The organism is Nonomuraea sp. NPDC050691, from assembly GCF_040654455.1.
GTDB lineage: Bacteria > Actinomycetota > Actinomycetes > Streptosporangiales > Streptosporangiaceae > Nonomuraea.
Genome location: NZ_JBFAIA010000147.1, coordinates 1 through 20,817 on the forward strand (window position 1 = coordinate 1; position 20,817 = coordinate 20,817).

The following is a 20,817-nucleotide window of genomic DNA, read 5'->3' on the forward strand; positions in this document are numbered from 1 at the left end:
GGCTCGCGGCCGCCGCGAGCGGTGGCGCGCCGTGCGACGTGGCGGCCGGGCCGCGCGAGGCGGCGGACTCGACGGTCGGCTGTCCTCCGGGCGGGGACGTCTGGGGACGGGGACGGGCGATGGCCGCCAGCGCCCGGCGTACCGGCTCGCCGCCGGAGGGCCGGGCGGCCGGGTCGGCGGCGAGCATCGACAGCACCAGCCGGTCCAGCTCGGCGGGCACCTCGGCGCGGTGACGGCTGGGCGGCACGGGTTCGGCGGCCCGCCCCTCCACGGCCCCCTCCTCCGGGGCGTCCTCGAACGGCGGGCGGCCGCACAGCAGCTCGTAGCACACGCAGCCCAGGGCGTACAGGTCCGACGCGGCCTCGGCCGGGCGGCCGGCGGCCTGCTCGGGGGCGGTGTACCGGGTGGCCGGCACGGCGAGCCCGCTCACCCCGAACCCGACGACCTTGAGCACCCCGCTGCCGGCCCGGCGGAAGCTGTCCGCGTCCACCTGCCCGTGGACGACCCCGACCCGGTGGGCGGCGTCCAGTCCGGCGGCGGCCTGACCGACGAGGTCGCACGCCTCCGTCAGGGGCAGGGGCCCGCGCGTGGCCAGTTCCTCGCCCAGGCTCTCACCGCCGAGGAACTCCATCACGAGGTACGGCATGCCGTCCTCGTCGCCCACGTCGAGGACCATGGCGACGTTGGGGTGGATGACCCGGGCCACGGCCTCGGCGTGCCGCTGGAGGACCTCCCTGCCGGCGGCTCCGGGCCGGAGCAGCTTGACCGCCACGGTCCAGTCGGCACGCGTGTCGTACCCCCGCCACACCTCTCCCATCGGCCCGTTGCCGATGCGCTCGTCGAGCCGGTACCGGCCCGCGACCATGGACGGCGCTTCGTCCGACATATCCCCGCCAATAACTCCAGAAACGGCATTTTCGACCAACCATAGGGCCCCGGCCGTCCCCTGAAGTCCCGATTCGCGGGGCGCGCCGCCGCGAGAGGACCCGGGAACGCGCGGGCGGCTCCCGCCCGCCGCCGTCCTGCCGCTGCTCCTCGCCGTCGCGGACGTCCCGCCGGGTCGCCGGAGATCGTCAGCCGGCGCCGGAGAAGACGTAGACGTACGGAGGGCGGGGCCGCACCGACCCGGCGACGGCGGCGCGGGCCAGGGCGAGCGCCCCGTCGGCCGAGACCCCGCGCGGCGCCGCGAGACGGACGCCGGGGAGCAGGGCCGTGACGGTGTCCCGGAACGGCTCCACGAGCAGGTCGCCCGCCTCGAAGAGCCGGCCGCATCGACGGCGCCCGCGACCTCGTCGTCCTGGCGCGGGTGCTGCTGCCCATCTCGTGGCCGGCGATCACCACGCTGTCGGTGCTCTACTTCATGTGGTCCTGGAACCAGTTCATGCTGGTCCTGGGCATGACGCAGGACCCCGACCGGCGGACCGCGCCGAGCGGGCTGGGGCTCTTCGTCGGTGAGTACACGACGGACATCCCGCTGCTGGCGGCGGCCTGCCTGATCGTCATCGCTCCCATCGTCGCCGTCTACCTGATCTTCCAGCGCAGCTTCGTGAACGGCATCACCCAGGGCGCGATCAAGGCCTAGTCAGCCGATGGCTCCTGCGGGCGAAGGCGGGGGCGTGCTCCGGCCTGGGCCCGAAGCCGACGAACCGGGCGGGAATGGCGCGCAGCCCCGGGAACGCGTTCAGGAGGAGGAGCAGGGCCCGGGGCGGTCCCGACCTCCTGTCCGTGGGCCGAGTCGCGAACATGACACGCTGGAGCAGCCGCTGGGCGCCCTGGATGATCACGGTGGGCGGCTGCCTGCGCCGCTGCACGGCCGCCAGGTCGGCGACGGTGACGGAGTGCCGCCGCAGGGGCCCGGCCAGCAGGGTTGCGGCGGCCACCGCGTCCTGGATGGCGAGGTTGATGCCCACGCCGCCGGCGGGCGACATGGCGTGCGCGGCGTCGCCGATGAGCAGCAGCCCGTCGCGGTACCAGCGCCTGAGCCGGTTCAGCTTGACGTCGAGCACGTGGACGTCGTCCATGCTCGCCAGCTGGTCCACCCGGTCGGCGAAGTCGGGGCGGAGCCGGGCGACACGTGCGCGGAACCGCTCGATCCCCTCTCGGCGCAGCCGCGCGTCGGAGCCCTTGGTGGTGAGGTAGGCCACCTGGTAGTAGTCCGGGCGGGGCAGGCAGAGCAGCAGCTCGGAACCCAGCGCGACCGGCGTCAGACCGGCCGGGGCGCCCCGTTCGGCGGGCGGCCGGGGCAGGCGGAACCACCAGACGTCGAACGGCACCGGGAACTCCCGGGGCGTCAGCTTCGCCTCCCGGCGCAGCAGGGAGTGCCTGCCGTCGCAGCCCACCGTCAGCTCGGCGCGGATCTCCCCCTCGCGGCCGCCGGAGGTGCGGTACCGGACGCCGGCGACCCTGTTTCCGTCCCTGACCAGCGCGGTCGCCTCGGTCTCCATGCGCAGCGAGAAGCCGGGCTCCTCGCCGGCGGCCTTGGCGAGCAGGTCGAGCAGGTCCCACTGGGGCACCATCGCGACGTGGTCGTAGGGCGCGGGCAGCGTCCCGAAGTCGCCCAGGGTCACCAGGGTCCCGTCGGGGGCGGGGAGCGAGAGGTTGCCCAGGCGGCTCTGCGGCAGGGCCCGGAACGCCGCGCCCAGGCCGAGCTCGTCCATGAGCCGGATGGTGGCGGGGTGGACGGTGTCGCCCCGGAAGTCGCGCAGGAAGTCGCCGTGCTTCTCCAGCACGGTGACCTCGATGCCCGCCCGGGCCAGCAGCAGGCCCAGCATCATCCCGGCCGGGCCGCCGCCGCACACCAGGACGCCGGTCTCTTCGACGGTCATGACAGTCCCTTCTCCTGCGGGTCGCACTTAATTCATCGGTTGATGAGCTTCTACTGAAGACGATACACAGATGAGGGTCAGATAGGAAGCGGTACCATCTCCGGTCATGGACAGGACGCTGGTCGATGCCGCGCTGGCGGCCGCCGAGCAGCACGGCAAGGACGTGGCCGAGGTGCCGTTGAGCGCGATCGCGGCGGCCGCCGGCATCTCGCGCAGCACCCTGCTGAGACGACTCGGCGGATCGCGGGCCCGGCTGGACGAGGCCGTACGGGAGGCCGGGATCGACCCGGGCGGGCGCCCACCGGTCCGGGAGCGGGCCATCGCGGCGGCCGCCACCCTGGTGGCGCGGGACGGGCTCGGCGCGGTCACCCTCGACGCCGTCGCGGCGGCCGCGCACTGCTCGCCGACCAGCCTGCACGCCGTCTTCGGCGGTCGCGACGGGCTGCTCGCGGGCGTCTTCGACCAGTACGCCCCCATCGTGGACCTGGAGGCGCTGGCCGCCGACCCGCCGGAACGGATCGAGGACACCGTGCAGGCCGTCTACCGCGCGCTGGCCGAGGCGTTCACCCGGGAGCCGCGGGTGCTGCCGGCCATCCTGGGCGACCTCTTCAGCCGTCCCGACGGCACGGCCGCCCGGATGCTGAAGGCCGGCCTGCCCAGGATGTTCGGCAGCCTCAGCACCCTGTTCACCGCGCAGATCCAGGCCGGTCGGCTCCGGCCGCTCCCCGTGCCGCTCCTCATCCAGCTGCTGTTCGGCCCGATGGCGGCGCACATGCTGTTCCGCCCCGTGCTGCTGGACGCGCTGGGCGACGCCCTTCCCCCGGTCGACGAGGCCGCACGGACATTCGCCGAGGCGTTCCTGCGCGCCGCCGCCCCCTGAGCTTTTTCGCGCCGCGTTCCCAGTGATCCACAAGTGGTCTCCAAGAACGCGGAAACATTCTGAGGGTGTCATCACGGACTTCTTGACGAAAGGAAAGAAGAAGATGAGCCCTCGTCGTCTGGCCGCGGCTGCTCTGGTGGCCGGCGGGCTGGTCCTCGGCTCCATGGCCGCCCCCGCGGCGGCCGCTTCGGCCCAGCTCGCCGAGTCCTGGCACCTGATGGGCAGCTACGCGTTCCACGGCGACTGCGTCCGGGCCGGCGTGAAAGCCATTTCCACCGGGACCGCCCTGGATTTCGCCTGCAAGCCTTCGGGTTCCCGCTACGACTTCTACCTCTACTACTAACTCCAGAAGGAGCTCAGCAGAAATGAGAATGCGTACTCTGATCGCCACGGCGGCCGCCGGGGCCGCTCTTTCCTTCGGCCTTGCCGCCACGCCCGCGCACGCGGAAGGCTGGCACCACTTCGGCTGGTTCTCGACCCAGCGCAACTGCATCAACGCGGGACAAGCCCTCGAAGTCCGCTACCGGTGCGTACCGGTCTCGCCGAAGTGGGACCTGCAGATCTACGTCACCGACGTGTGATCCCCGACTCGGTGGTACGGCCCGGCCGTACCACCGAGCCCGGATCCCGGCGACACCTGGAGCCACAACAGAATGTGGTGCCTCGACAACCATCCGTGACATCGCGTCGTCCAACCTTCGGCTCACCCACCCCCGACGAAGGGTCCGATCCGAACGATGCGTACTCACGTTCTCGCCGTGGTGCTCGCGGCGGCCTTCGCCGCCGGCTGCTCGGCGGCCACCGGTTCCGCCCCTGCCTCACCGGCGGCCTCCACGCCCGCGCCGGCCACGACGACACCTGGCCCCGCCGCCGAGACGCCGGCACCCGCCGTGACGAGCCCGGTGGCGAACCCCACGGCGACCGCGACGCCGACGCCCACCCCCCGCGTGAAGACTCCGGGGAAGATCCGCATTCCCCGGCCCACGCCCACGAAGGCGCGCCCCAGGCCAAGGCCCACCCGGACATGGCGGCCGACACCGACGCGGCGGCCGGCCCAGCCCTCCGTCCGGTCAGGCGTCCACCCGGGCGCGATGTGCGCCCCCCAGGGCGCCATGGGCCGTACGAACGCCGGGACACTCATGCAGTGCACCTCCCGCGGCGGCGACCGAGCCCGCTGGCGCAGGGCGTGACTGTCCGGCGCGTCACGGACGTACGGCGTCAGCCGGAGGGCGGGAATCGCCGCGTTGCGGCGTTCATCCCTCGCCGGCGTCGTAGGCGAGAAACACCAGCAGCCAGAATCCCGGGGCAGTCGGGAACACATCACCATCATCATCAGACCCCGCGGGCGATGCTTCGCCTTCCGCCCCCCCCGGCCGGCGTGGGTCGGTGAGTACGGCCGGGGCGCGGTGCCATGCCGCCCCGGCCTTGGGATCTTTGACGATGGGCGGCCAGATCGCTGGACAGTAGGTCACCTCGCCGGTCTCCGAGCTGCGGTGCATGGGCTCGCCGCGGTGGGCGCGGCTCGTCGCATCGAGACGGGTCAGCAGTCCGTCCTCGCGCTGGACCGGTCGTAGACGCGGCCACCCCGGCACCACGGCACGCCGTGTGCCCAGCAGGTGTCCCGCAGCCGTACGTACACCGCCAGGTCACGCTGCAAGCGGCCCGGCTCGCGCCCCTCCAGACAGCGCGAAGGGCGGGAAGCACATGGCTTCCCGCCCTCCGCACGGCACTGAACGTCAGGTCACACGGCGCGCAGCGTCAGGCCGCGGCCAGCTCCGGGGTGTCGGCCGGGCGCCCCGACGGCCGGGCGTCCAGCTCCTGCGGCGCCGCGTTGAAGACCGCCTCGTCCAGGCGGCCCTCGGAGCGGGCCACCAGCACCGGCACGACCATCTGCCCCGTGACGTTGGTCGCGGTGCGGATCATGTCGAGGATCGGGTCGATGGCCAGGAGCAGGCCGACGCCCTCCAGCGGCAGGCCGAGCGTGCTCAGCGTCAGCGTGAGCATCACCGTCGCGCCCGTGAGGCCGGCCGTGGCGGCCGAGCCGACGACCGAGACGAACGCGATCAGCAGGTACTCGCCCACGCCCAGCGGGACGTTGAAGACCTGGGCCACGAAGATGGCGGCCAGGGCGGGGTAGACCGAGGCGCAGCCGTCCATCTTGGTGGTGGCGCCGAACGGCACCGCGAAGGAGGCGTAGTCGGCGTCCACCCCGTTGCGCTCGATGGTGACGCGCTGGGTCAGCGGCAGCGTGCCGACCGAGGAGCGGGAGACGAAGGCCAGCTCGATGGCGGGCCAGGCGTTGCGGTAGAAGGTCAGCGGGTTGACCTTGCCCCAGACCGACAGCAGCACCGGGTAGACGGCCAGCAGCACGACGAAGCAGCCGGCGTACACGGCGACGCTGAACTTGGCGAGCGGCGCGAGCAGCTCCCAGCCGTAGGTGGACACGGCCTTGCCGATGAGGCCGGCGGTGCCGATGGGGGCCAGCCGGATCACCCACCACAGCGCCTTCTGCACCAGCTCCAGGACGGAGCGGCTGAGCGCGAGGAACGGCTCGGCCTTCTCGCCGACCGCGAGGGCGGCGGCGCCGAGGACGGCCCCCAGGAAGACGATCTGGAGGACGTTCATCTCGGTGAAGGCGGTGAAGACGTTCGTGGGCAGGATGCCGGTGACGAAGTCGAGCCAGGTGCCGGCGTCCTCGGGGGCCTTGGCGGCACCGGTGTCGAGGGTGACGCCCTGGCCGGGGTTGATCACCAGGCCGAGCGCGATGGCCAGGCCGACGGCCACCGCGGCGGTGGCGAGGAACCACAGCAGGGTCTTGGTGGCCAGCCGGGCGGCGCCGTTGACGTTGCGCAGGTTGGCCACGCTGACCAGCACGGCGGTGAACACCAGCGGCGGCACGGCGAGCTTGAGGAGCTGGACGAAGATCTGGCCGACCTTGGTCAGGGTCTCGGCGAGCCAGGCGACGTCCCAGATCTTGGCGACGAAGCCGAGGGCGACACCGAGCACGAGGCCCAGCAACAGTTGCAGGGAGAAGCTGAATCTCTTCACGACGGAAGACTCCGGAAGTACGGGCGGGCACGGCGGAGCGCGCCTCAAGCGGTCAGGGAGGTGGTGCCCGGGGGTGGCGTGGCACAAAGTGGCGCAGAGCGCACAAAGGGGGATCGGCGATCGAGCGCGTCAGAGCGCGATCAGCGACAGAGGGCCCCCAGGACCCGGCACAGGTCGATGTGCAGGCGTTCGACGAGCCGCACGATCACCACGGAAAACCTCACGAGCGTGTTCAACACGCCACCTCCACGGCCGCATTCCCCGGCCCGCCGTGATCGTCGTCACACCGGGCCGGGCGGGCCACATGACTCAGCCGGCGATGTCCTTGATGCGCTCGATGAGCCGGACCCGCTCCTCGTGCGTGCGGCCGAGCGGCGCGACGTTCAGCGTCGTCACCCCCGACTCCCGCATCGCCTGGACCCGGTCGCGCACGAAACCCTCGTCACCGATCAGCGAGATGCTGCGCAGCAGCTCGTCGGGCACCAGCGCGGCCGCCTCGTCCTTCTTGCCCTCCAGGTACAGCTCCTGGATCCGCTCGGCCTCCTTCTCGTAGCCGTAGCGGCGGGCCAGGTCGTTGTAGAAGTTCTTGCCCTTGGCGCCCATGCCGCCGATGTAGAGGGCCGCGATGGGCCGCCCGAACTCCAGCAGCCCGGCCACGTCGTCGCCGATGGCCAGCGACGCCTGCGCGATGACGTCGAGCTCGCCCAGCTCGGGATCGCGCTTGGCCTTGCCCGCCGCCAGCGCCTCGCCCCACACCGAGCCCGCCTTCTCCGGCATGTAGAAGATCGGCTCCCACCCCTCGGCGAGCTCGGCGGCCAGTTCGACGTTCTTGGGGCCGATGGCGGCCACGACGACCGGGATGCGCGGGCGTACCGGGTGGTTGATGAGCTTGAGCGGCTTGCCGAGCCCGGTGCCCTGGTCCGCCGGGAGGGGCAGCGTGTAGTGGCGGCCCTCGTACTCGACGCGCTCACGCCGCCACACCTGGCGGCAGATCTCGATGACCTCCCGGGTACGGCCGAGCGGCGCGGTGTACGGCACGCCGTGGAAGCCCTCGATGACCTGCGGGCCGGAGGCGCCGATGCCGAGGGTGAAGCGTCCGCCGGAGACGTAGTCCATGCCGGCGGCGGTCATGGCGAGCAGGGTGGGGGTACGCGAGTAGATCGGCAGAATGCCGGAGGCGATCTCCAGCCGCTCGGTCCGCGCGGCGATGTAGCCCATCTGGCTGACCGCGTCGAAGCTGTAGGCCTCGGCCACGAAGACGATGTCGAGCCCGGCCTTCTCGTAGTCGCCGAGCTCGGCGACCGTCTCCTTGAAGCCGCCCGAGTAGTTGAGTGCCATACCGATGCGCATTGCCGGGCTCCCGAGACCGAATGATATTCCGTTGCGTGGGCAACAGATTAGCGTGTCCGCGCGCGGCGCGGCGAGCGGCTAGCCTGGTGTCGATCTCGGAGAGGGGCCGATGCTGAAGAGGATCGTCGGGCGGATCGTCGTGGCGTTGGCGGCCGTGGTGGCCGTGGTGCTGGCGGGGCATCGGCTGATCCCCGCGATGGGCGGTTTCACGCCCGTTCTGGAGAGTGTCCTCCCCTGGCTCGGCTGGGTCGTCCCCGTCCTGCTCGGCGCGGCGGCGCTGGCCCGCTCGCGCCCGGCGGTGGTGGCGGCGCTGGTGCCGGGCGTGGTGTGGGCGGCGATGTTCGGCCCGGCCCTTTTACGGTCCTCGCCCGGCGGGCGCTCCGACCTGTCGGTCGGCACCGTGAACGTCGGCGTGACCAACTCCTCCTCCGGCACCGCCGTACGCTCCATCGCCGAGGGCCTCGACCTGCTGGCGGCGCAGGAGCTGACCCCCGGCGGGCCCGCCGCCAAGCGGCTGAACACCCTGTTCCCCCACCGCTACACGGTCAGCACGGTCGGGTTGTGGAGCCGCTACCCGATCCGCCAGTCCAAGCCGCTCGACGTCGGCATGGGCTGGGTGCGGGCGCTGCGCGCGGTGGTCGGCACGCCCGAGGGTGACGTGACCGTGTACGTCATGCACCTGGCCTCGGCCCGGCCCGGGCAGACCGCCTCGCGCGACGAGTCGCTGGCCGCGGCGCGCCGGCTGATCGACGCCGACGCGAGCAAGAGGATCCTGCTGCTCGGCGACCTCAACACCGCCACCACCGACCGCGGCATGCGGGGGCTGACGCCGCCGCTGCTGGACGCCCAGCAGGAGGCGGGACAGGGGTTCGGCTTCACCTGGCCGTCGTCGTTCCCGATCACCCGGCCGGACCACATCCTGTACAAGGGGATGACCGCGACGGAGGCCGGGGTGGCCCCGGCGACGGGCAGCGACCACCGCGCGGCGACCGCGTCCTTCCGCCTCTGACCTTGCGGGCCGTCTCAGCCTTCCTGGCTCAACCGGCCGAGGTCGGCGGGGGTGTCGATGTCGGCGGGGTCGCCGAGGCCGTCGCACGGCACCTCGGTGACCAGCTCCGGGTGCGCCTTGATGAAGGGCCGGGCCCCGACGTCGCCCGCCGCCAGCCGGGCCACCTCGGCGAAGTCGCCCCGCGACAGCAGCACCGGGTTGCGCCGCCGCCCGCCGTACGTGGCGACGGCCAGCCGCGCGCCGCTCCCGACCAGGGCCCGCACCGCCTCCGGGCGGACGAACGGCTGGTCCACCAGCGCCACCACGACCGTCTCGGCCTCCTCGGGCAGCGCCGCGAGCCCGACCCGCAGTGACGAGCCCATGCCGGAGCGCCAGCCGGGGTTGCGCACCACGACCGCGCCGCGCACCTGGACGGTCGCCGCGCCCACCACCACGACCACGGGATGGCAACCGCCCTCCTCCAGCAGCCGCACCCCCCGGTCGACCAGCCGCTCCCCCTCGTGCTCGACGAGCGCCTTCGGTGTGCCGAGCCGGGAGCCCTCGCCGGCCGCGAGCAGCAGCCCGGCCACGCGCGAGCGCCGCACGCTCATGACGCCTCGTGGTGGATGCGGCCCGAGGTGTCGCTGAGCGGCCGTCCGGAGCCGCCCCACCGGAGCTGGATCAGCTCGGCCGCGATCGACACCGCCGTCTCCTCCGGGGTGCGGGCGCCCAGGTCGAGGCCGATGGGCGAGCGCAGCCTGGCCAGCTCCTCCTCCGCCAGCCCCGCCTCCCGCAGCCGGTCCAGCCGGTCCTCGTGGGTGCGGCGCGAGCCCATCGCGCCGATGTACCCGGCGGGGGTGCGCAGCGCCACCTCCAGCAGCGGTACGTCGAACTTCGGGTCGTGGGTGAGCACGCAGATGACGGTGCGCTCGTCCACGGTGGTCGAGGCGAGGTAGTCGTGCGGCCACTTGACCACCACCGCGTCGGCCTCCGGGAAGCGCTTGGGGGTGGCGAAGACCGGCCGGGCGTCGCAAACGGTCACGTGGTAGCCGAGGAACTTGCCGAGCCGGGCCACCGCGGCGGCGAAGTCGATCGCGCCGAACACCAGGAGGCGGGGCGGCGGCGCGAACGCGTGGACGAACACGGCCAGGTCGTCCAGCCGCCGCTCCCCCTGCGCTCCGTACCTCCTGACCCCGGTGACGCCCTGGGCCAGCATGCCGCGCGCGTCGTCGTCCACGGCCTCGTCGAGCCGGTCGAGCCCGAGCGTGCCGGATGAGCGGTCCGGCCAGACGACCCGGCGGGCGCCCGTCCGGCCGGGCCCGGACACGACGGTGGCCACGGCGACCGGCTCGTGCGCCGCCACCGACCGGGCGATGTCGCCGAGCTCGGGGTACGTCTCGATGGACACCGGCTCGACCAGGATGTCGATGATGCCGCCGCAGGTCAGGCCCACGGCGAACGCGTCGTCGTCCGTCACGCCGTACCGCTGGAGCACGGGCTCGTCGATCTCGGCGGCCAGGTCGAACACCGCGCCCTCGACGCATCCGCCCGACACGCTGCCGACCACCTCGTCACCGCGCACCGCCATGGCGGCGCCGGGTGGCCGCGGCGCGCTGGCGAACGTGCTGACCACGGTCGCCAGCCCGAACCTGAGCCCCGACCTCCACCACCGCATGATCTCGGGCAGCACGTCACGCATGGGCGAGCCTTTCGCTGAGGGCCTCGTAGGCGGCCAGGCTGTGCCCGGCCACCAGGTCGTCGAGGTACGGCAAGGCGGCGCGCATGCCCCCGGTCAGCGGCTCGTAGTCGTCGTACCCCTTGTGCGGGTTGACCCAGATCACCCGGTACGCCTGGCGGGCCAGCCGGGCCACCTGCGCGCCCAGCAGGCTCGGGTCGCCGCGCTCCCAGCCGTCCGAGGCGATCACCACGATGTCGCCGCGGGCATGGCCCCGGGTGAGGAACTCCTTCAGCTCCTCGCCGAGCCGGGTGCCGCCGCTCCAGTCAGGGATGGCCCGGGACGCCGCGTCCAGGGCCGTGCCGGGGTCGCGGTGGCGCAGCTCGGCCGTGATGGGGGTGAGCCGGGTGCCGACCGAGTAGACGCGGGTGGCCCGCGGCTCGCTCCTGACCAGGGCGTGGGCGAAGCGCAGCAGCGTCTCGGCGTACGGGGCCATCGACCCGCTGACGTCCACGAACAGCACGACGCCGCGCGGCCGTACGGTGTGGCTCCTGCGCAGCAGGCGGGCCACGTCTCCCTTGCGCAGCGCCTCGCGGATGGTGCGCCGCTGGTCGAGCCGGCCCCGCGCGGCGGGCTCGAAGCGCCGGGAGCGGCGGGCCGCGCGCCCGGCGCGCAGCATCGCCAGCATGCGGTGCACCTCGGCCCGTTCGGCCGCGGTGAGCGCGGCCACGTCGCGGTGGCGCAGCAGCTCCGTGCGGCTGGCGCGGCCCGGGGCGCTCTCGTCCTCGCCCTCCGCGCTGCGGGCCCTGTCGTCGGCCTCGTCGCCGAGGGCCAGGGTGTGCCGGGTGACGGTCACCGCTCCGGCCGCGTGGCGGGAGGCGGTGCGCCCGCCGAAGTACGCCTGGAAGCAACGGTCGTAGCGGGGCAGGTCGTCGGGGCCGGCGCAGAGGGTGAGGCGGCCGGCCCAGTAGACGTCTCCCGGCCGGGTCACGTCGAGGTGGCGCAGGGCGCTCAGCAGGGCCTGGGTCCGCTGGTGGTCGGCGCCGACCCCGGCGGCCCGCAGGGTCCGCGCGAACCCGGTCATGGTGGCGGCCAGCCCGCCGGCGGCCTCACTCATGACGCAGCAGCCCGCGCGACAGGACGCTCTCCAGGTCCTCGCGGTACTTCAGCGCCGCCCCCAGTGTGGCGGCGGCCCGGTCGGGGTCGAGCTCCTTGGCGCCGAGGGTCAGCAGCGCCTCGGTCCAGTCGAGCGTCTCGGCCACGCCCGGCGGCTTGACCAGGTCGGCGCCCCGCAGCCGGGCGGCGGCCCGCGCGACCTGCGCGGCCAGCGTCTCGGTGCAGTCCGGCAGCCGGCGCAGCAGGATCGCCACCTCCCGGTCGAAGCCCGGGTGCTCCAGCCAGTGGTAGAGGCAGCGGCGCTTGAGCGCGTCGTGGACCTCGCGGGTGCGGTTGGAGGTGACCACGACGACCGGCGGCGTCGTCGCGCGCACGGTGCCGAGCTCGGGGATGGAGATCGTGTAGTCGGACAGCACCTCCAGCAGGAACGCCTCGAACTCGTCGTCGGCCCGGTCGATCTCGTCCACCAGCAGGACGCTCGGCCAGGTCTCCAGGGCCTTGAGCAGCGGCCGGGCGATGAGGAAGCGCCGGTCGTAGATCTCGCCCTCCAGGCGGCCCACGTCGGTGACGCCGGCGGCCTCGGCGGCCTTGAGGTGGAGGAGCTGGCGGGCGAAGTCCCAGTCGTACAGGGCCTGGGCGGCGTCGAGCCCCTCGTAGCACTGCAGCCGGATCAGCGGCGCCTCCAGCAGCGCGGCGAGCGCCTTGGCCAGCTCGGTCTTGCCGACGCCGGCCTCGCCTTCGAGGAACAGCGGCCGGCCCATCCGCAACGCCAGGAACGCGGCCGTGGCCAGCCCTTCGTCGGCGAGGTACGCCTGCCGGTCGAGCAGTTCGACGAGCCTGCCCGGCGACTCGATGCCCGCCGTGACGCCGATCGTGCCCTTCGTCTCACCCGTCCGCCCCAGCACGCTTTCAGGCTACGCGCCCAGGTGCCGTGGCGATATTGGTCACGGACTCCGACTACTCAGGGCGAGGTATCGATCACGTAAAGAGAGTCCTGGAGGAAGGCGCGGATCTCCTCGGCCTCCGGGACACCGAGCTCCTCGTAGAGGCCGAGAGCCATCCGGCCATGCTCGCGCGCCCGTTCCGGGCGCCCGAGTGCGAGGTGGGCACGCGCCAGCCCGTCGTGGGCGCGCGCCTGCTCCGGCCGGTCGCGGGTCAGGCCGGCGAGCGCGAGGGCCGCCGTGTGCTCCTCGGCCGCCCGCGCCGGGTCGCCCGCCGCCTCGGCCAGCCCGTTGAGCGCGGCCGCCTCGTCGCCGGTGGTGCCGAGCCTGCGGCAGAGTGCCGCGGCCTGCTCGTGCCGGGCGCGCGCCTGGGCGAGCTCGCCCTGGTGCCGGAGGACGACGCCGAGGTGGTTGAGGATCAGCGCCTCTCCGGCCGGGTTGCCGACCTTGCGGTGCAGCGCCAGCGCCAGGTCGAGATGGCGCCGGGCCTCCTCGGGACGGCCGGCCCGGTCGAGGGCGAGGGCGAGGATGCCGAGCACGTGGGCCTCGCCCCAGGTGTCGGCGCCCATCCGGGTGAGGTCGAGCGCCTGCGCGAGGTAGTGCTCCGCCTGCGCGTCCTGTCGCCGGCGCAGGGCCACGTTGCCCAGCGTGAGCAGGGCCCGGACCCGATCGTCGGCCGCCTCGCAGGCGTCGAGGGCCTGGTGAGCGTGCTCCTCCGCCCGCTCGTACTCGCCGAGCCGCCAGTAGGTCCACGCCAGGTCGGTGAGCGCCCGCTCCTCGACGTCGCGGTGGCCGAGCTTGCGGCCGCGCCGCAGCGCCAGGGTGTGGAGCGTGAGCGCGTCGTCGTGGTGCGCCTGCCGGTCGAGGTAGGGGCGCATCGCCAGAGCGAGCATGCCCAGGCAGATCTCGGGTCCGTGGACGGCGGTCGCGATGATGTTGGAGCGCTCGGCGTCGAGCCAGGCGATCGCCTCCGCGGCGTCGCGGAGGGGCGCGACCGGGGCGGCCGGCTGGGGGATGCCCTCCCGCTGGGCGACACTGTGCGGGAAGAGCCGGTCGATCGCCGCGCGGGAGCGGTGCAGGTAGTACGTGAGCAGCCGCAGGACGGCGCCGTCGTCCTCGGCGATCGAGCGGGCGTGCTCGCGGAGCAGGTCGTGGAAGGTGTACCGGCCGGGTTCGAGCTGCAGCAGCATGTGGGCGTCGAGGAGTCCTTCGAGGAGCTCCTCCGCCTCCTCCTCCGGGATCCCCGCCAGCGCCGCCGCGCCGTACGGGTCGATGTCCCGGCCGGGCGCCAGCCCGAGCAGGCGGAACATGCGCCGCTCGGCCTCGTCGAGCTGCTCGTAGGACAAGGTGAAGGCCGCCGACACCCCGTCCAGGAGCCGGCGATGGTCGCGCAGCCGGCCCGCCAGGTAGGACACGCTCCAGCGCGGGCGGTGCTGGAGGCGGGCGGCCGAGATCCGGATGGCGAGCGGGAGGTGCCCGCACAGCCGCAGCACCTCGCGTACGGCGTCCGGCTCCTGGTGAGCGCGCTCGCCCACGATCCGCTCGAACAGCTCGGCGGCGTCCTCCTCGCCCAGCACGTCGACCGACAGCGCGTGGGCGCCGTCCAGGTCGACGAGCCGCCGCCTGCTGGTGATCAGGACGAGGGTGTCGGAGTGCCCCGGCAGCAAGGGGCGTACGTGCTCGGCGTCGAGGGCGTTGTCCAGGACGGCGAGCACGCGGCGATCGGCCAGCTCGGCGCGCCAGAGGGCGCCGCGCTCGGCCAGGGTGACCGGGATGCGGTCGGCGGGCACCCCGAGCTGGCGGAGGAGGGTCTCCAGCGCGGCGGCGGCGTCGACCGGCTCCCGGCCCGCGGTGTGGGCCTGCAGGTCGATGAAGAGCCGGCCGTCCGGATAGCGGGCGGCCAGCCGGTGGGCCACGTGGACGGCGAGCGTGGTCTTGCCGATCCCGGCCATGCCGTCGATCGTGACGACCGCCGACCGCTCGTCCACGAGCCGCTCCAGCTCGGCGGTCCGTCCGGAGAAGTCGGGGATGTCGTAGGGCAGGAAGGTGGAGCGACGCGGCGGGCCGGAAGCGACCGGCGCCGCGCCGGCCGGGCGCAACGCCGGGTCGTCCGCCAGGACCGCCCGCTCCAGCTCGGTGAAGGCGTGCCCGGGGTCCAGCCCCTGCTCGTCCGCCAGAGCCGTCCGGTAGGAACGCGCCGCGGCCAGGGCGTCGGCCTGCCGTCCCGCCCGGTGCAGGGCCAGGACGAGGTGGCCGTTGAGCTTCTCGCGGAGCGGGTGGGCGGCCACGTGGGCGGCGAGCTCGTCGAGCAGATCGCCGTGCCGCCCGGCGGCCAGCTCGCCCTCCACCAGGCGCTCGTACGCCGACAGCCGCCGGTCGTTCCAGAGCTCCCGGACGCCGGTGACGTAATGCGCGTGCACGTCCTCCAGCGCCTCGCCGCTCCACAGGTCCAGCGCCGCGCGCAGCTCACCGGCGGCCACCAGCTCGGTGAACGCCTGCGCGTCGACCTGACCGGGCTCCGGCCGGGCGACGTAGCCGCCGGCACGCGTCTCGAGGAGCCGTTCGGCTCCCGCGCCACGCAGCACCTTGCGGATCGCGGTGATCGAGGCGTGGATCTGCGATCGGGCGGTGTCGGGCCGGTCGTACCCCCACATCGCCTCGATCAGCCGCTCGATGCTGATCACCCGGCCGGCGTTGAGCAGGAGATAGGCCAGCACAGCCCGGTGACGCGGGGCGACGCCTGTCAGCGGCGCGCCGTCGACGACCGTCTGGACGGGGCCGAGAAGAGTGAAGCGCAGCATCGTCCCCCATCACCGTCGCATCGTGAGCGCATCGCGAATGTATCAACCCGGGCAGCCACTCTGGATCCACACCAACCGCGACAGACGAGACCGAGGAGAACGCGATGGAAGCCCGGATGAAGAACCCCGCCACGGTCATCCCCGCCGCGATGAAGCCGATCATGGAGCTGATGAAGGCCGCCCAGTCGCAGGGTCTCCCCCAGGAGCTCATGGAGATGATCCACCTGCGGGTCAGCCAGATCAACGGCTGCAGCTTCTGCGTGGACGCCGGTCTGAAGAACCTGCGCAAGCTCGGCGAGAGCGACGAGCGCATCGGCATGGTCACCGCCTGGCGCGAGACCCCGTACTACACCGACGCCGAGCGGGCCGCGCTGGCACTGGCCGAGGCCTCGACCCGGCTGGCCGACCACACCGACGCCGTCCCCGACGAGGTCTGGAACGACGCCGCCGACCACTTCGACGAGCAGCAGCTCGCCTCGATCCTGCTGATGACCGCCGTCACCAACCTCTTCAACCGCCTGAACGCCCCGATCCGGCAGATCGCCGGCACCTGGTAGGTCCCGGCTTCCACGTCCAACACGCGCAGAAACAGAAGGAGACGCCGACATGTCCGTCGTCCGCTCGCACCGCTACTCCGTCCCCGAGACCGACCTGGAGGAGTTCCTGGCCCGCCGGAGCTCGCTGATCGCGACCGTCCGGAAGGGGCACCCCGGGCTCACCCACGCCGTGCTGGTCCAGCTCGAGGACGGCACCTACACCGACACCTGGCACTGGGAGTCCGCCGGGCAGATGGGCGCCGCGCTCGCCGCCCTGCCCACCTTCCCGGAGGCGCCGCTGACCATGGCCCTCACCAAGGACGGCACCGCTCTGAACGGCCAGGTCGTCGACGAACGGTGAGGCCGGGCGGCGCGGTGGGGAGCGCTCAGCCCTCGCCGGCCTCGCCGCGTTCGCGGATGAGCGCGGCGAGCTCGGCCGTGGCGCGGCGGGCGCGGGCCTTCTCCGAGCCCTGGATGCCCATCGCGCCGATCGTGCGGCCGTCGGAGAAGTCGAGCCGCGGCCAGGGCTCGCCGACGAGCAGCGTGATGTCGATGACCTCGGGCCAGGTGTAGCGGTGGGTGCGCAGGACGTTGACGATCGTCAGGCCGTCCTCGTCGGCCTCGACGCGCACCCGTCCGAGCAGGTGCAGCACCCACGCCACGGCCAGCCCGAACGCCACGAACGCGATCCGGTCGGCGAGCATGAACGGCTCGGCGATGAACAGCGCCATCACCACGGCCCCCGCGACGACGATCACGGCGAAGACGTACGGGACGATCCTTCCCCGGCGCGGGCGCCAGGTGACGGGCAGGCTCGGGACAGGCACGGGCTCGGGCACGCGTCGAACCTACCGCAGCTCAGGCGAGGTCCCGCAGGAGGAGTGCCGTCTCCAGCGCCGCGACCACCGACTCGTATCCCTTGTCCTCCTTGCTGGCGGGAAGTCCGGCCCGGTCGAGGGCCTGGTCGAGCGTCTCACAGGTGAGCACGCCGTTGCCGACCGGAGTGCTCTCGTCGAGCGAGACGCGGGTCAGCCCGGCCGTCACCGAGTCACAGACATAGTCGAAATGGGCGGTCTCGCCGCGGATGACCGCGCCGAGCGCCACGACGACGTCGCAGCGGCGGGCCAGCGCCTGCGCCACGACCGGGATCTCCAGCGACCCCGGCACCCGCACGACGGTGGCGGTCGCGCCGCTGTCGTCGCACGCCCGCACGGCCCGCGCCACGAGCTGGTCGGTGATCTTGGCGTGCCAGCTCGCGGCCACCACGCCGACCGTCAGTCCGGACGCGTCCGGCGCCGCCGCGCCCGCGGGACGTCCCTCGCCGCTCATGAGGCCTCCGAGATGTCGTGGCCGAGGCGCTCGCGCTTGGCCCTGAGGTACCGCTCGTTGTAGGGGTTCATCGCCACGGGCATGGGCTCGCGGCCGAGCACCTCGATGCCGTAGCCGTCCATGCCCGCCAGCTTGGCCGGGTTGTTGGTGAGCAGCCGGATCGACTTGACGCCGAGGTCGGCGAGGATCTGCCCGGCGTTCGAGAACTCGCGGGCGTCCACCGGCAGCCCCAGCTCAAGGTTGGCGTCCACGGTGTCGCTGCCGTTGTCCTGGAGGCTGTACGCCTTGAGCTTGGCCAGCAGGCCGATGCCCCGGCCCTCGTGGCCGCGCAGGTAGACGACCACGCCGCGGCCCTCCTCGGCGATCGCGGCCATCGCGTGGTCGAGCTGCGGGCCGCAGTCGCAGCGCAGCGAGCCGAACACGTCGCCGGTCAGGCACTCGGAGTGGGCACGGACGAGGACGTCGTCGCCGCCGGACAGGTCGCCGTAGACGAGGGCGACGTGCTCGCCGCCGTCGAGGGCGCTGGCGTAGCCGTAGGCCCGCCACATCCCGTACGCGGTGGGCACGTTGGTCGCGGCGACCCGGGTGACCATGCTCTCGGCGCGGCGCCGGTGGTCGACGAGCTGCTCGATGGTGATGAGGGCCAGGCCGTGCTCGTCGGCGAAGGCGCGCAGTCTGGGCAGCCGGGCCATGGTGCCGTCGTCGTTGACGATCTCGGCCAGCGCCCCGGCCGGTGACAGCCCGGCGAGCCGGGCGAGGTCGACGGCCGCCTCGGTGTGGCCGCGCCGGGCGAGCACGCCGCCCTCCTGGTAGCGCAGCGGGAAGATGTGGCCGGGCCGGACCAGCTCGTTCGGCTCGGTCGCGGAGTCGGCCAGCGTGCGGATGGTCCTGGCGCGGTCGGCGGCGGAGATGCCGGTGGTGACGCCGTCGCGGGCGTCCACGGTGATCGTGTACGCGGTGCGCATGCGCTCGTTGTTCTGCGACACCATCAGCGGCAGGCCCAGCCGGTCGAGGTCGCGGCCGTCCATGGCCACGCAGATCATGCCGCTGGTGTGGCGGATCATGAAGGTGCACAGCTCGGGCGTGGCCCGGCCGGCGGCGAAGATGAGGTCGCCCTCGTTCTCGCGGTTCTCGTCGTCCACGACCACGACCGGCCGGCCGTCGCGGATGTCGGCGATCGCCCGCTCGACCGGGTCGAGCCTGATGCCGCTCACGACGCCACCGCCAGGCTTTCGCCGGTCGCCACGCGCGCCCGGTACTCCCTGAGCCACTTGACGAACCCCCACAGCACCAGCACGAAGAACACCCCGTACACGGCGCCGGACACCACGAGCCCGGAGCTGAACGCCAGGGGCACGCCCACGAGGTCCACGGCCACCCACACGATCCAGAAGTCGACCAGGGCCCTGCCCTGGGCCCACGTGGCGACCGCGCTGCCGACGAAGATGTAGGCGTCGGCGGCCACGAGGAACGCGCCCTTGGGCAGCGGCACGGCCGCGCCCCATGACAGCTTGAACACGTAGAACAGGGCGCCGACGGCGACGGTGCCGGTCAGCATGACCACGACCACGAAGGCGCGCTCCCAGGGAGTCGCGGGCCGCACCGGCAGGCCGGAGCCGCTCTGGGTGCCGCGCCGCCACGCCCACCAGCCGTAGATCGCCAGCACCCCGAACAGCGCCTGCTTCAGGGCGTTGCCGGTGATGTGGGCGTTGATCGAGGCGACGAACAGCAGCACCGCGCCGGTGAGCTGCACGGGCCAGGTCCACAGGGATTTGCGCACCGCCAGCAGCACGGTGGACAGGGCGGCGATGTTGCCGACCAGGTCCGTCCAGAGCACGTGGGTGCCGAACACGTTGAAACCGGCCTCTGCCCAGTTCACTGCCTGCCCACCAGCCTTTCGACATACTTCGCGATCACGTCGACCTCGAGGTTGACCGGGTCGCCGACCCGGAGCTCGCCCATCGTGGTCAGCTTCAGCGTGGTCGGGATGAGGCTCACGCCGAAACTGTCGTCGTCAACCGTCGTGACGGTCAGGCTGATTCCGTCGATCGCGATCGAGCCCTTCCCGGCCACGTACCGGGCGAGCGCCTGCGGGAGGGAGAAGCGCAGGTCGTCCCAGCGTTCGCCGGGGTCGCGCGACAGGAGTACGGCGGTGCCGTCGACGTGGCCCTGCACGATGTGGCCGCCGAGGCGCTGGTCGGCGCGCACGGCCCGCTCCAGGTTGACGGCCGCGCCCTCCTCCAGCCCGCCGAGGGAGGTGCGGTCGAGCGACTCGCGCATCACGTCCACGGTGAACACGTCGCCGTCGACCTCCACCACCGTCAGGCAGACGCCGTTGACGGCGATGGAGTCGCCGTGGGAGGCGTCGGAGGTGACGAGCGGGCCGCGTACGGACAGCCGGGCGGAGTCGCCCGCCTGAACCAGGGCGGCGACCTCGCCCTTCTCTTCGATGATTCCGGTGAACATCACTGCTCCTTGCGGGGGATGCCGGGCCCGGTGCGGGCCGTCAGTCGGAGGTCGGGGCCGACGAGGGTGACGTCGTCGAGCACGAGCCGGTGGATGCCGGAGATGCCGGTGACGCCGGCGTCGCCGAGGGCGGCGGCGCCGGAGCCGAGCAGGGCGGGGGCGACGTAGGCGACGACCCGGTCGATGAGGCCCTGCCGGAGGAAGGAGCCGGCCAGGGCGGGGCCGCCTTCGAGGAACACGCTGACGACCTCGCGCCGGGCCAGTTCGCGCAGCAGCAGGCCGAGGTCGAGCCCGCCGCCGGGGTGACGGGGGACGCGGACGACGCGGGCGGCCGGAGGGCCGGCCTGGACGTCAGCCTTGGGATCGGCCTGGGGGTCGGCTGGTACGGGGGCGGGGGCGTCGGGGGCCACGGCGAGCAGGGTGGGGGCCTCGCCGTCCAGGACGCGGGCGGTGGGCGGGGTGCGGCCCTCGGAGTCGACCACCACCCGCAGCGGCGGCCGCGCGCCCTCCTGGGCCTGAGATGGTGTGGGGCGGGCGGTGAGGCGGGGGTCGTCGGCCAGGACGGTGCCGATGCCCGCCACGATCGCGTCGGCCCGGGCCCGCAGCCGGTGGACGTCCGCCCGCGCCTCGGGCGAGGTGATCCACTGGCTGGTGCCGTCGGCGGCGGCCGAGCGCCCGTCGAGGGTGGCGGCGAACTTCCACGTGACGTGCGGCCTGCCCAGCCGCGCGTACGTCAGCCACTCGGCGTTGACCCGCTCCGCCTCCTCGGCGAGGACGCCGGTGTCGACGGTGACGCCGTGCTCCCGCAGCCGGGCGGCGCCGCCGGCCGCCTTCGGGTTGGGGTCGGGCACGGCGACCACCA

The 20,817-nt window shown here is 73.3% G+C and carries 24 protein-coding genes and 1 pseudogene; 7 read left to right on the forward strand and 18 right to left on the reverse strand.

What is annotated here, in order from left to right; genetic code table 11:
* A partial coding sequence (locus tag AB0H81_RS34235; RefSeq protein ID WP_358383095.1) for a serine/threonine-protein kinase occupies nucleotides 1-886 on the reverse strand: 886 nt, incomplete at its 3' end.
* A 187-nt stretch (nucleotides 887-1,073) separates the two neighbouring features.
* The gene (locus AB0H81_RS34240) at nucleotides 1,074-1,238 is read right to left on the reverse strand and encodes a hypothetical protein (protein ID WP_358383098.1); all 165 of its coding nucleotides are present in this window, start codon (nucleotides 1,236-1,238) and stop codon (nucleotides 1,074-1,076) included.
* A gap of 23 nt (nucleotides 1,239-1,261) precedes the next feature.
* On the opposite strand from AB0H81_RS34240, the pseudogene AB0H81_RS34245 reads away from it, so the two are divergent.
* Nucleotides 1,262-1,582, forward strand: a pseudogene (locus AB0H81_RS34245) (ABC transporter permease subunit); the annotation flags it as partial.
* Here AB0H81_RS34245 and AB0H81_RS34250 read toward each other — a convergent pair.
* Nucleotides 1,572-2,825: an FAD-dependent oxidoreductase gene (locus AB0H81_RS34250; RefSeq protein WP_358383101.1), complete on the reverse strand. Its 1,254-nt coding sequence runs from the start codon at nucleotides 2,823-2,825 to the stop codon at nucleotides 1,572-1,574. The pseudogene AB0H81_RS34245 and the gene AB0H81_RS34250 overlap by 11 nt on opposite strands.
* A gap of 106 nt (nucleotides 2,826-2,931) precedes the next feature.
* On the opposite strand from AB0H81_RS34250, the gene AB0H81_RS34255 reads away from it, so the two are divergent.
* The 3 genes from AB0H81_RS34255 to AB0H81_RS34265 all read left to right on the forward strand — a co-directional run bounded on the left by AB0H81_RS34255 (nucleotide 2,932) and on the right by AB0H81_RS34265 (nucleotide 4,286).
* Nucleotides 2,932-3,705, forward strand: a complete 774-nt coding sequence (locus AB0H81_RS34255; protein ID WP_358383104.1) for a TetR family transcriptional regulator — start codon at nucleotides 2,932-2,934, stop codon at nucleotides 3,703-3,705.
* Nucleotides 3,706-3,808: 103 nt separating this feature from the next.
* Entirely contained in the window at nucleotides 3,809-4,048 is a 240-nt protein-coding gene (locus AB0H81_RS34260) for a hypothetical protein (protein WP_358383107.1), read from the forward strand.
* Between the two features lie 22 nt (nucleotides 4,049-4,070).
* Nucleotides 4,071-4,286, forward strand: a complete 216-nt coding sequence (locus tag AB0H81_RS34265) for a hypothetical protein (protein WP_358383110.1) — start codon at nucleotides 4,071-4,073, stop codon at nucleotides 4,284-4,286.
* A gap of 164 nt (nucleotides 4,287-4,450) precedes the next feature.
* On the opposite strand, the gene AB0H81_RS34270 is transcribed toward AB0H81_RS34265, so the two are convergent.
* The 4 genes from AB0H81_RS34270 to AB0H81_RS34285 form a co-directional block, all read right to left on the reverse strand.
* Nucleotides 4,451-4,846, reverse strand: coding sequence for a hypothetical protein (locus tag AB0H81_RS34270; RefSeq protein WP_358383113.1), 396 nt, complete (start codon nucleotides 4,844-4,846; stop codon nucleotides 4,451-4,453).
* Between the two features lie 617 nt (nucleotides 4,847-5,463).
* Nucleotides 5,464-6,753: a dicarboxylate/amino acid:cation symporter gene (locus AB0H81_RS34275; protein ID WP_358383116.1), complete on the reverse strand. Its 1,290-nt coding sequence runs from the start codon at nucleotides 6,751-6,753 to the stop codon at nucleotides 5,464-5,466.
* 140 nt (nucleotides 6,754-6,893) lie between these two features.
* Nucleotides 6,894-6,989, reverse strand: coding sequence for a putative leader peptide (locus AB0H81_RS34280; protein ID WP_358383119.1), 96 nt, complete (start codon nucleotides 6,987-6,989; stop codon nucleotides 6,894-6,896).
* A 73-nt stretch (nucleotides 6,990-7,062) separates the two neighbouring features.
* A complete protein-coding gene (locus tag AB0H81_RS34285; protein WP_358383122.1) occupies nucleotides 7,063-8,103 on the reverse strand; it encodes an LLM class F420-dependent oxidoreductase in 1,041 nt (346 codons plus the stop codon).
* Between the two features lie 109 nt (nucleotides 8,104-8,212).
* On the opposite strand from AB0H81_RS34285, the gene AB0H81_RS34290 reads away from it, so the two are divergent.
* Nucleotides 8,213-9,112: an endonuclease/exonuclease/phosphatase family protein gene (locus AB0H81_RS34290; RefSeq protein ID WP_358383125.1), complete on the forward strand. Its 900-nt coding sequence runs from the start codon at nucleotides 8,213-8,215 to the stop codon at nucleotides 9,110-9,112.
* A gap of 14 nt (nucleotides 9,113-9,126) precedes the next feature.
* Here the strand turns inward: AB0H81_RS34290 and AB0H81_RS34295 are convergent, their stop codons facing one another.
* The 5 genes from AB0H81_RS34295 to AB0H81_RS34315 form a co-directional block, all read right to left on the reverse strand.
* Entirely contained in the window at nucleotides 9,127-9,702 is a 576-nt protein-coding gene (locus tag AB0H81_RS34295) for a nucleotidyltransferase family protein (protein ID WP_358383128.1), read from the reverse strand.
* Nucleotides 9,699-10,790 carry an XdhC/CoxI family protein gene (locus tag AB0H81_RS34300; protein ID WP_358383131.1) on the reverse strand — a complete coding sequence of 364 codons (1,092 nt, stop codon included), beginning with the start codon at nucleotides 10,788-10,790 and terminating at the stop codon, nucleotides 9,699-9,701. The genes AB0H81_RS34295 and AB0H81_RS34300 overlap by 4 nt, the downstream gene beginning before the upstream one ends.
* Complete coding sequence (locus AB0H81_RS34305; RefSeq protein WP_358383134.1) at nucleotides 10,783-11,883, reverse strand: VWA domain-containing protein; 1,101 nt, start codon at nucleotides 11,881-11,883, stop codon at nucleotides 10,783-10,785. The genes AB0H81_RS34300 and AB0H81_RS34305 overlap by 8 nt, the downstream gene beginning before the upstream one ends.
* Complete coding sequence (locus AB0H81_RS34310) at nucleotides 11,876-12,736, reverse strand: MoxR family ATPase (RefSeq protein ID WP_358383164.1); 861 nt, start codon at nucleotides 12,734-12,736, stop codon at nucleotides 11,876-11,878. The genes AB0H81_RS34305 and AB0H81_RS34310 overlap by 8 nt, the downstream gene beginning before the upstream one ends.
* A 107-nt stretch (nucleotides 12,737-12,843) precedes the next feature.
* The gene (locus tag AB0H81_RS34315; RefSeq protein WP_358383137.1) at nucleotides 12,844-15,624 is read right to left on the reverse strand and encodes a BTAD domain-containing putative transcriptional regulator; all 2,781 of its coding nucleotides are present in this window, start codon (nucleotides 15,622-15,624) and stop codon (nucleotides 12,844-12,846) included.
* Between the two features lie 104 nt (nucleotides 15,625-15,728).
* Between AB0H81_RS34315 and AB0H81_RS34320 the strand changes: the two genes are divergently transcribed.
* Together AB0H81_RS34320 and AB0H81_RS34325 are read left to right on the forward strand one after the other, a co-directional pair.
* Nucleotides 15,729-16,181, forward strand: a complete 453-nt coding sequence (locus tag AB0H81_RS34320; protein ID WP_358383140.1) for a carboxymuconolactone decarboxylase family protein — start codon at nucleotides 15,729-15,731, stop codon at nucleotides 16,179-16,181.
* A 49-nt stretch (nucleotides 16,182-16,230) separates the two neighbouring features.
* Nucleotides 16,231-16,521, forward strand: coding sequence for a hypothetical protein (locus AB0H81_RS34325; protein WP_358383143.1), 291 nt, complete (start codon nucleotides 16,231-16,233; stop codon nucleotides 16,519-16,521).
* 25 nt (nucleotides 16,522-16,546) lie between these two features.
* Here the strand turns inward: AB0H81_RS34325 and AB0H81_RS34330 are convergent, their stop codons facing one another.
* The 6 genes from AB0H81_RS34330 to ribD all read right to left on the reverse strand — a co-directional run.
* Nucleotides 16,547-16,999 (reverse strand): PH domain-containing protein, encoded by a 453-nt coding sequence (locus AB0H81_RS34330; RefSeq protein WP_358383146.1) that lies wholly within the window; start codon nucleotides 16,997-16,999, stop codon nucleotides 16,547-16,549.
* 19 nt (nucleotides 17,000-17,018) lie between these two features.
* Nucleotides 17,019-17,489 (reverse strand): 6,7-dimethyl-8-ribityllumazine synthase, encoded by a 471-nt coding sequence (gene ribH / locus AB0H81_RS34335; RefSeq protein WP_358383149.1) that lies wholly within the window; start codon nucleotides 17,487-17,489, stop codon nucleotides 17,019-17,021.
* A complete protein-coding gene (locus tag AB0H81_RS34340) occupies nucleotides 17,486-18,703 on the reverse strand; it encodes a bifunctional 3,4-dihydroxy-2-butanone-4-phosphate synthase/GTP cyclohydrolase II (protein ID WP_358383152.1) in 1,218 nt (405 codons plus the stop codon). The genes ribH and AB0H81_RS34340 overlap by 4 nt, the downstream gene beginning before the upstream one ends.
* Entirely contained in the window at nucleotides 18,700-19,368 is a 669-nt protein-coding gene (locus AB0H81_RS34345; RefSeq protein ID WP_358383155.1) for a nicotinamide mononucleotide transporter family protein, read from the reverse strand. The genes AB0H81_RS34340 and AB0H81_RS34345 overlap by 4 nt, the downstream gene beginning before the upstream one ends.
* Nucleotides 19,365-19,955 (reverse strand): riboflavin synthase, encoded by a 591-nt coding sequence (locus tag AB0H81_RS34350; protein ID WP_358383158.1) that lies wholly within the window; start codon nucleotides 19,953-19,955, stop codon nucleotides 19,365-19,367. Before AB0H81_RS34350 ends, AB0H81_RS34345 begins: the two co-directional genes overlap by 4 nt.
* Nucleotides 19,955-20,817, reverse strand: an 863-nt coding sequence (gene ribD / locus AB0H81_RS34355) for a bifunctional diaminohydroxyphosphoribosylaminopyrimidine deaminase/5-amino-6-(5-phosphoribosylamino)uracil reductase RibD (protein ID WP_358383161.1), incomplete at its 5' end; no start/stop codon positions are given. The genes AB0H81_RS34350 and ribD, both read right to left, overlap by 1 nt.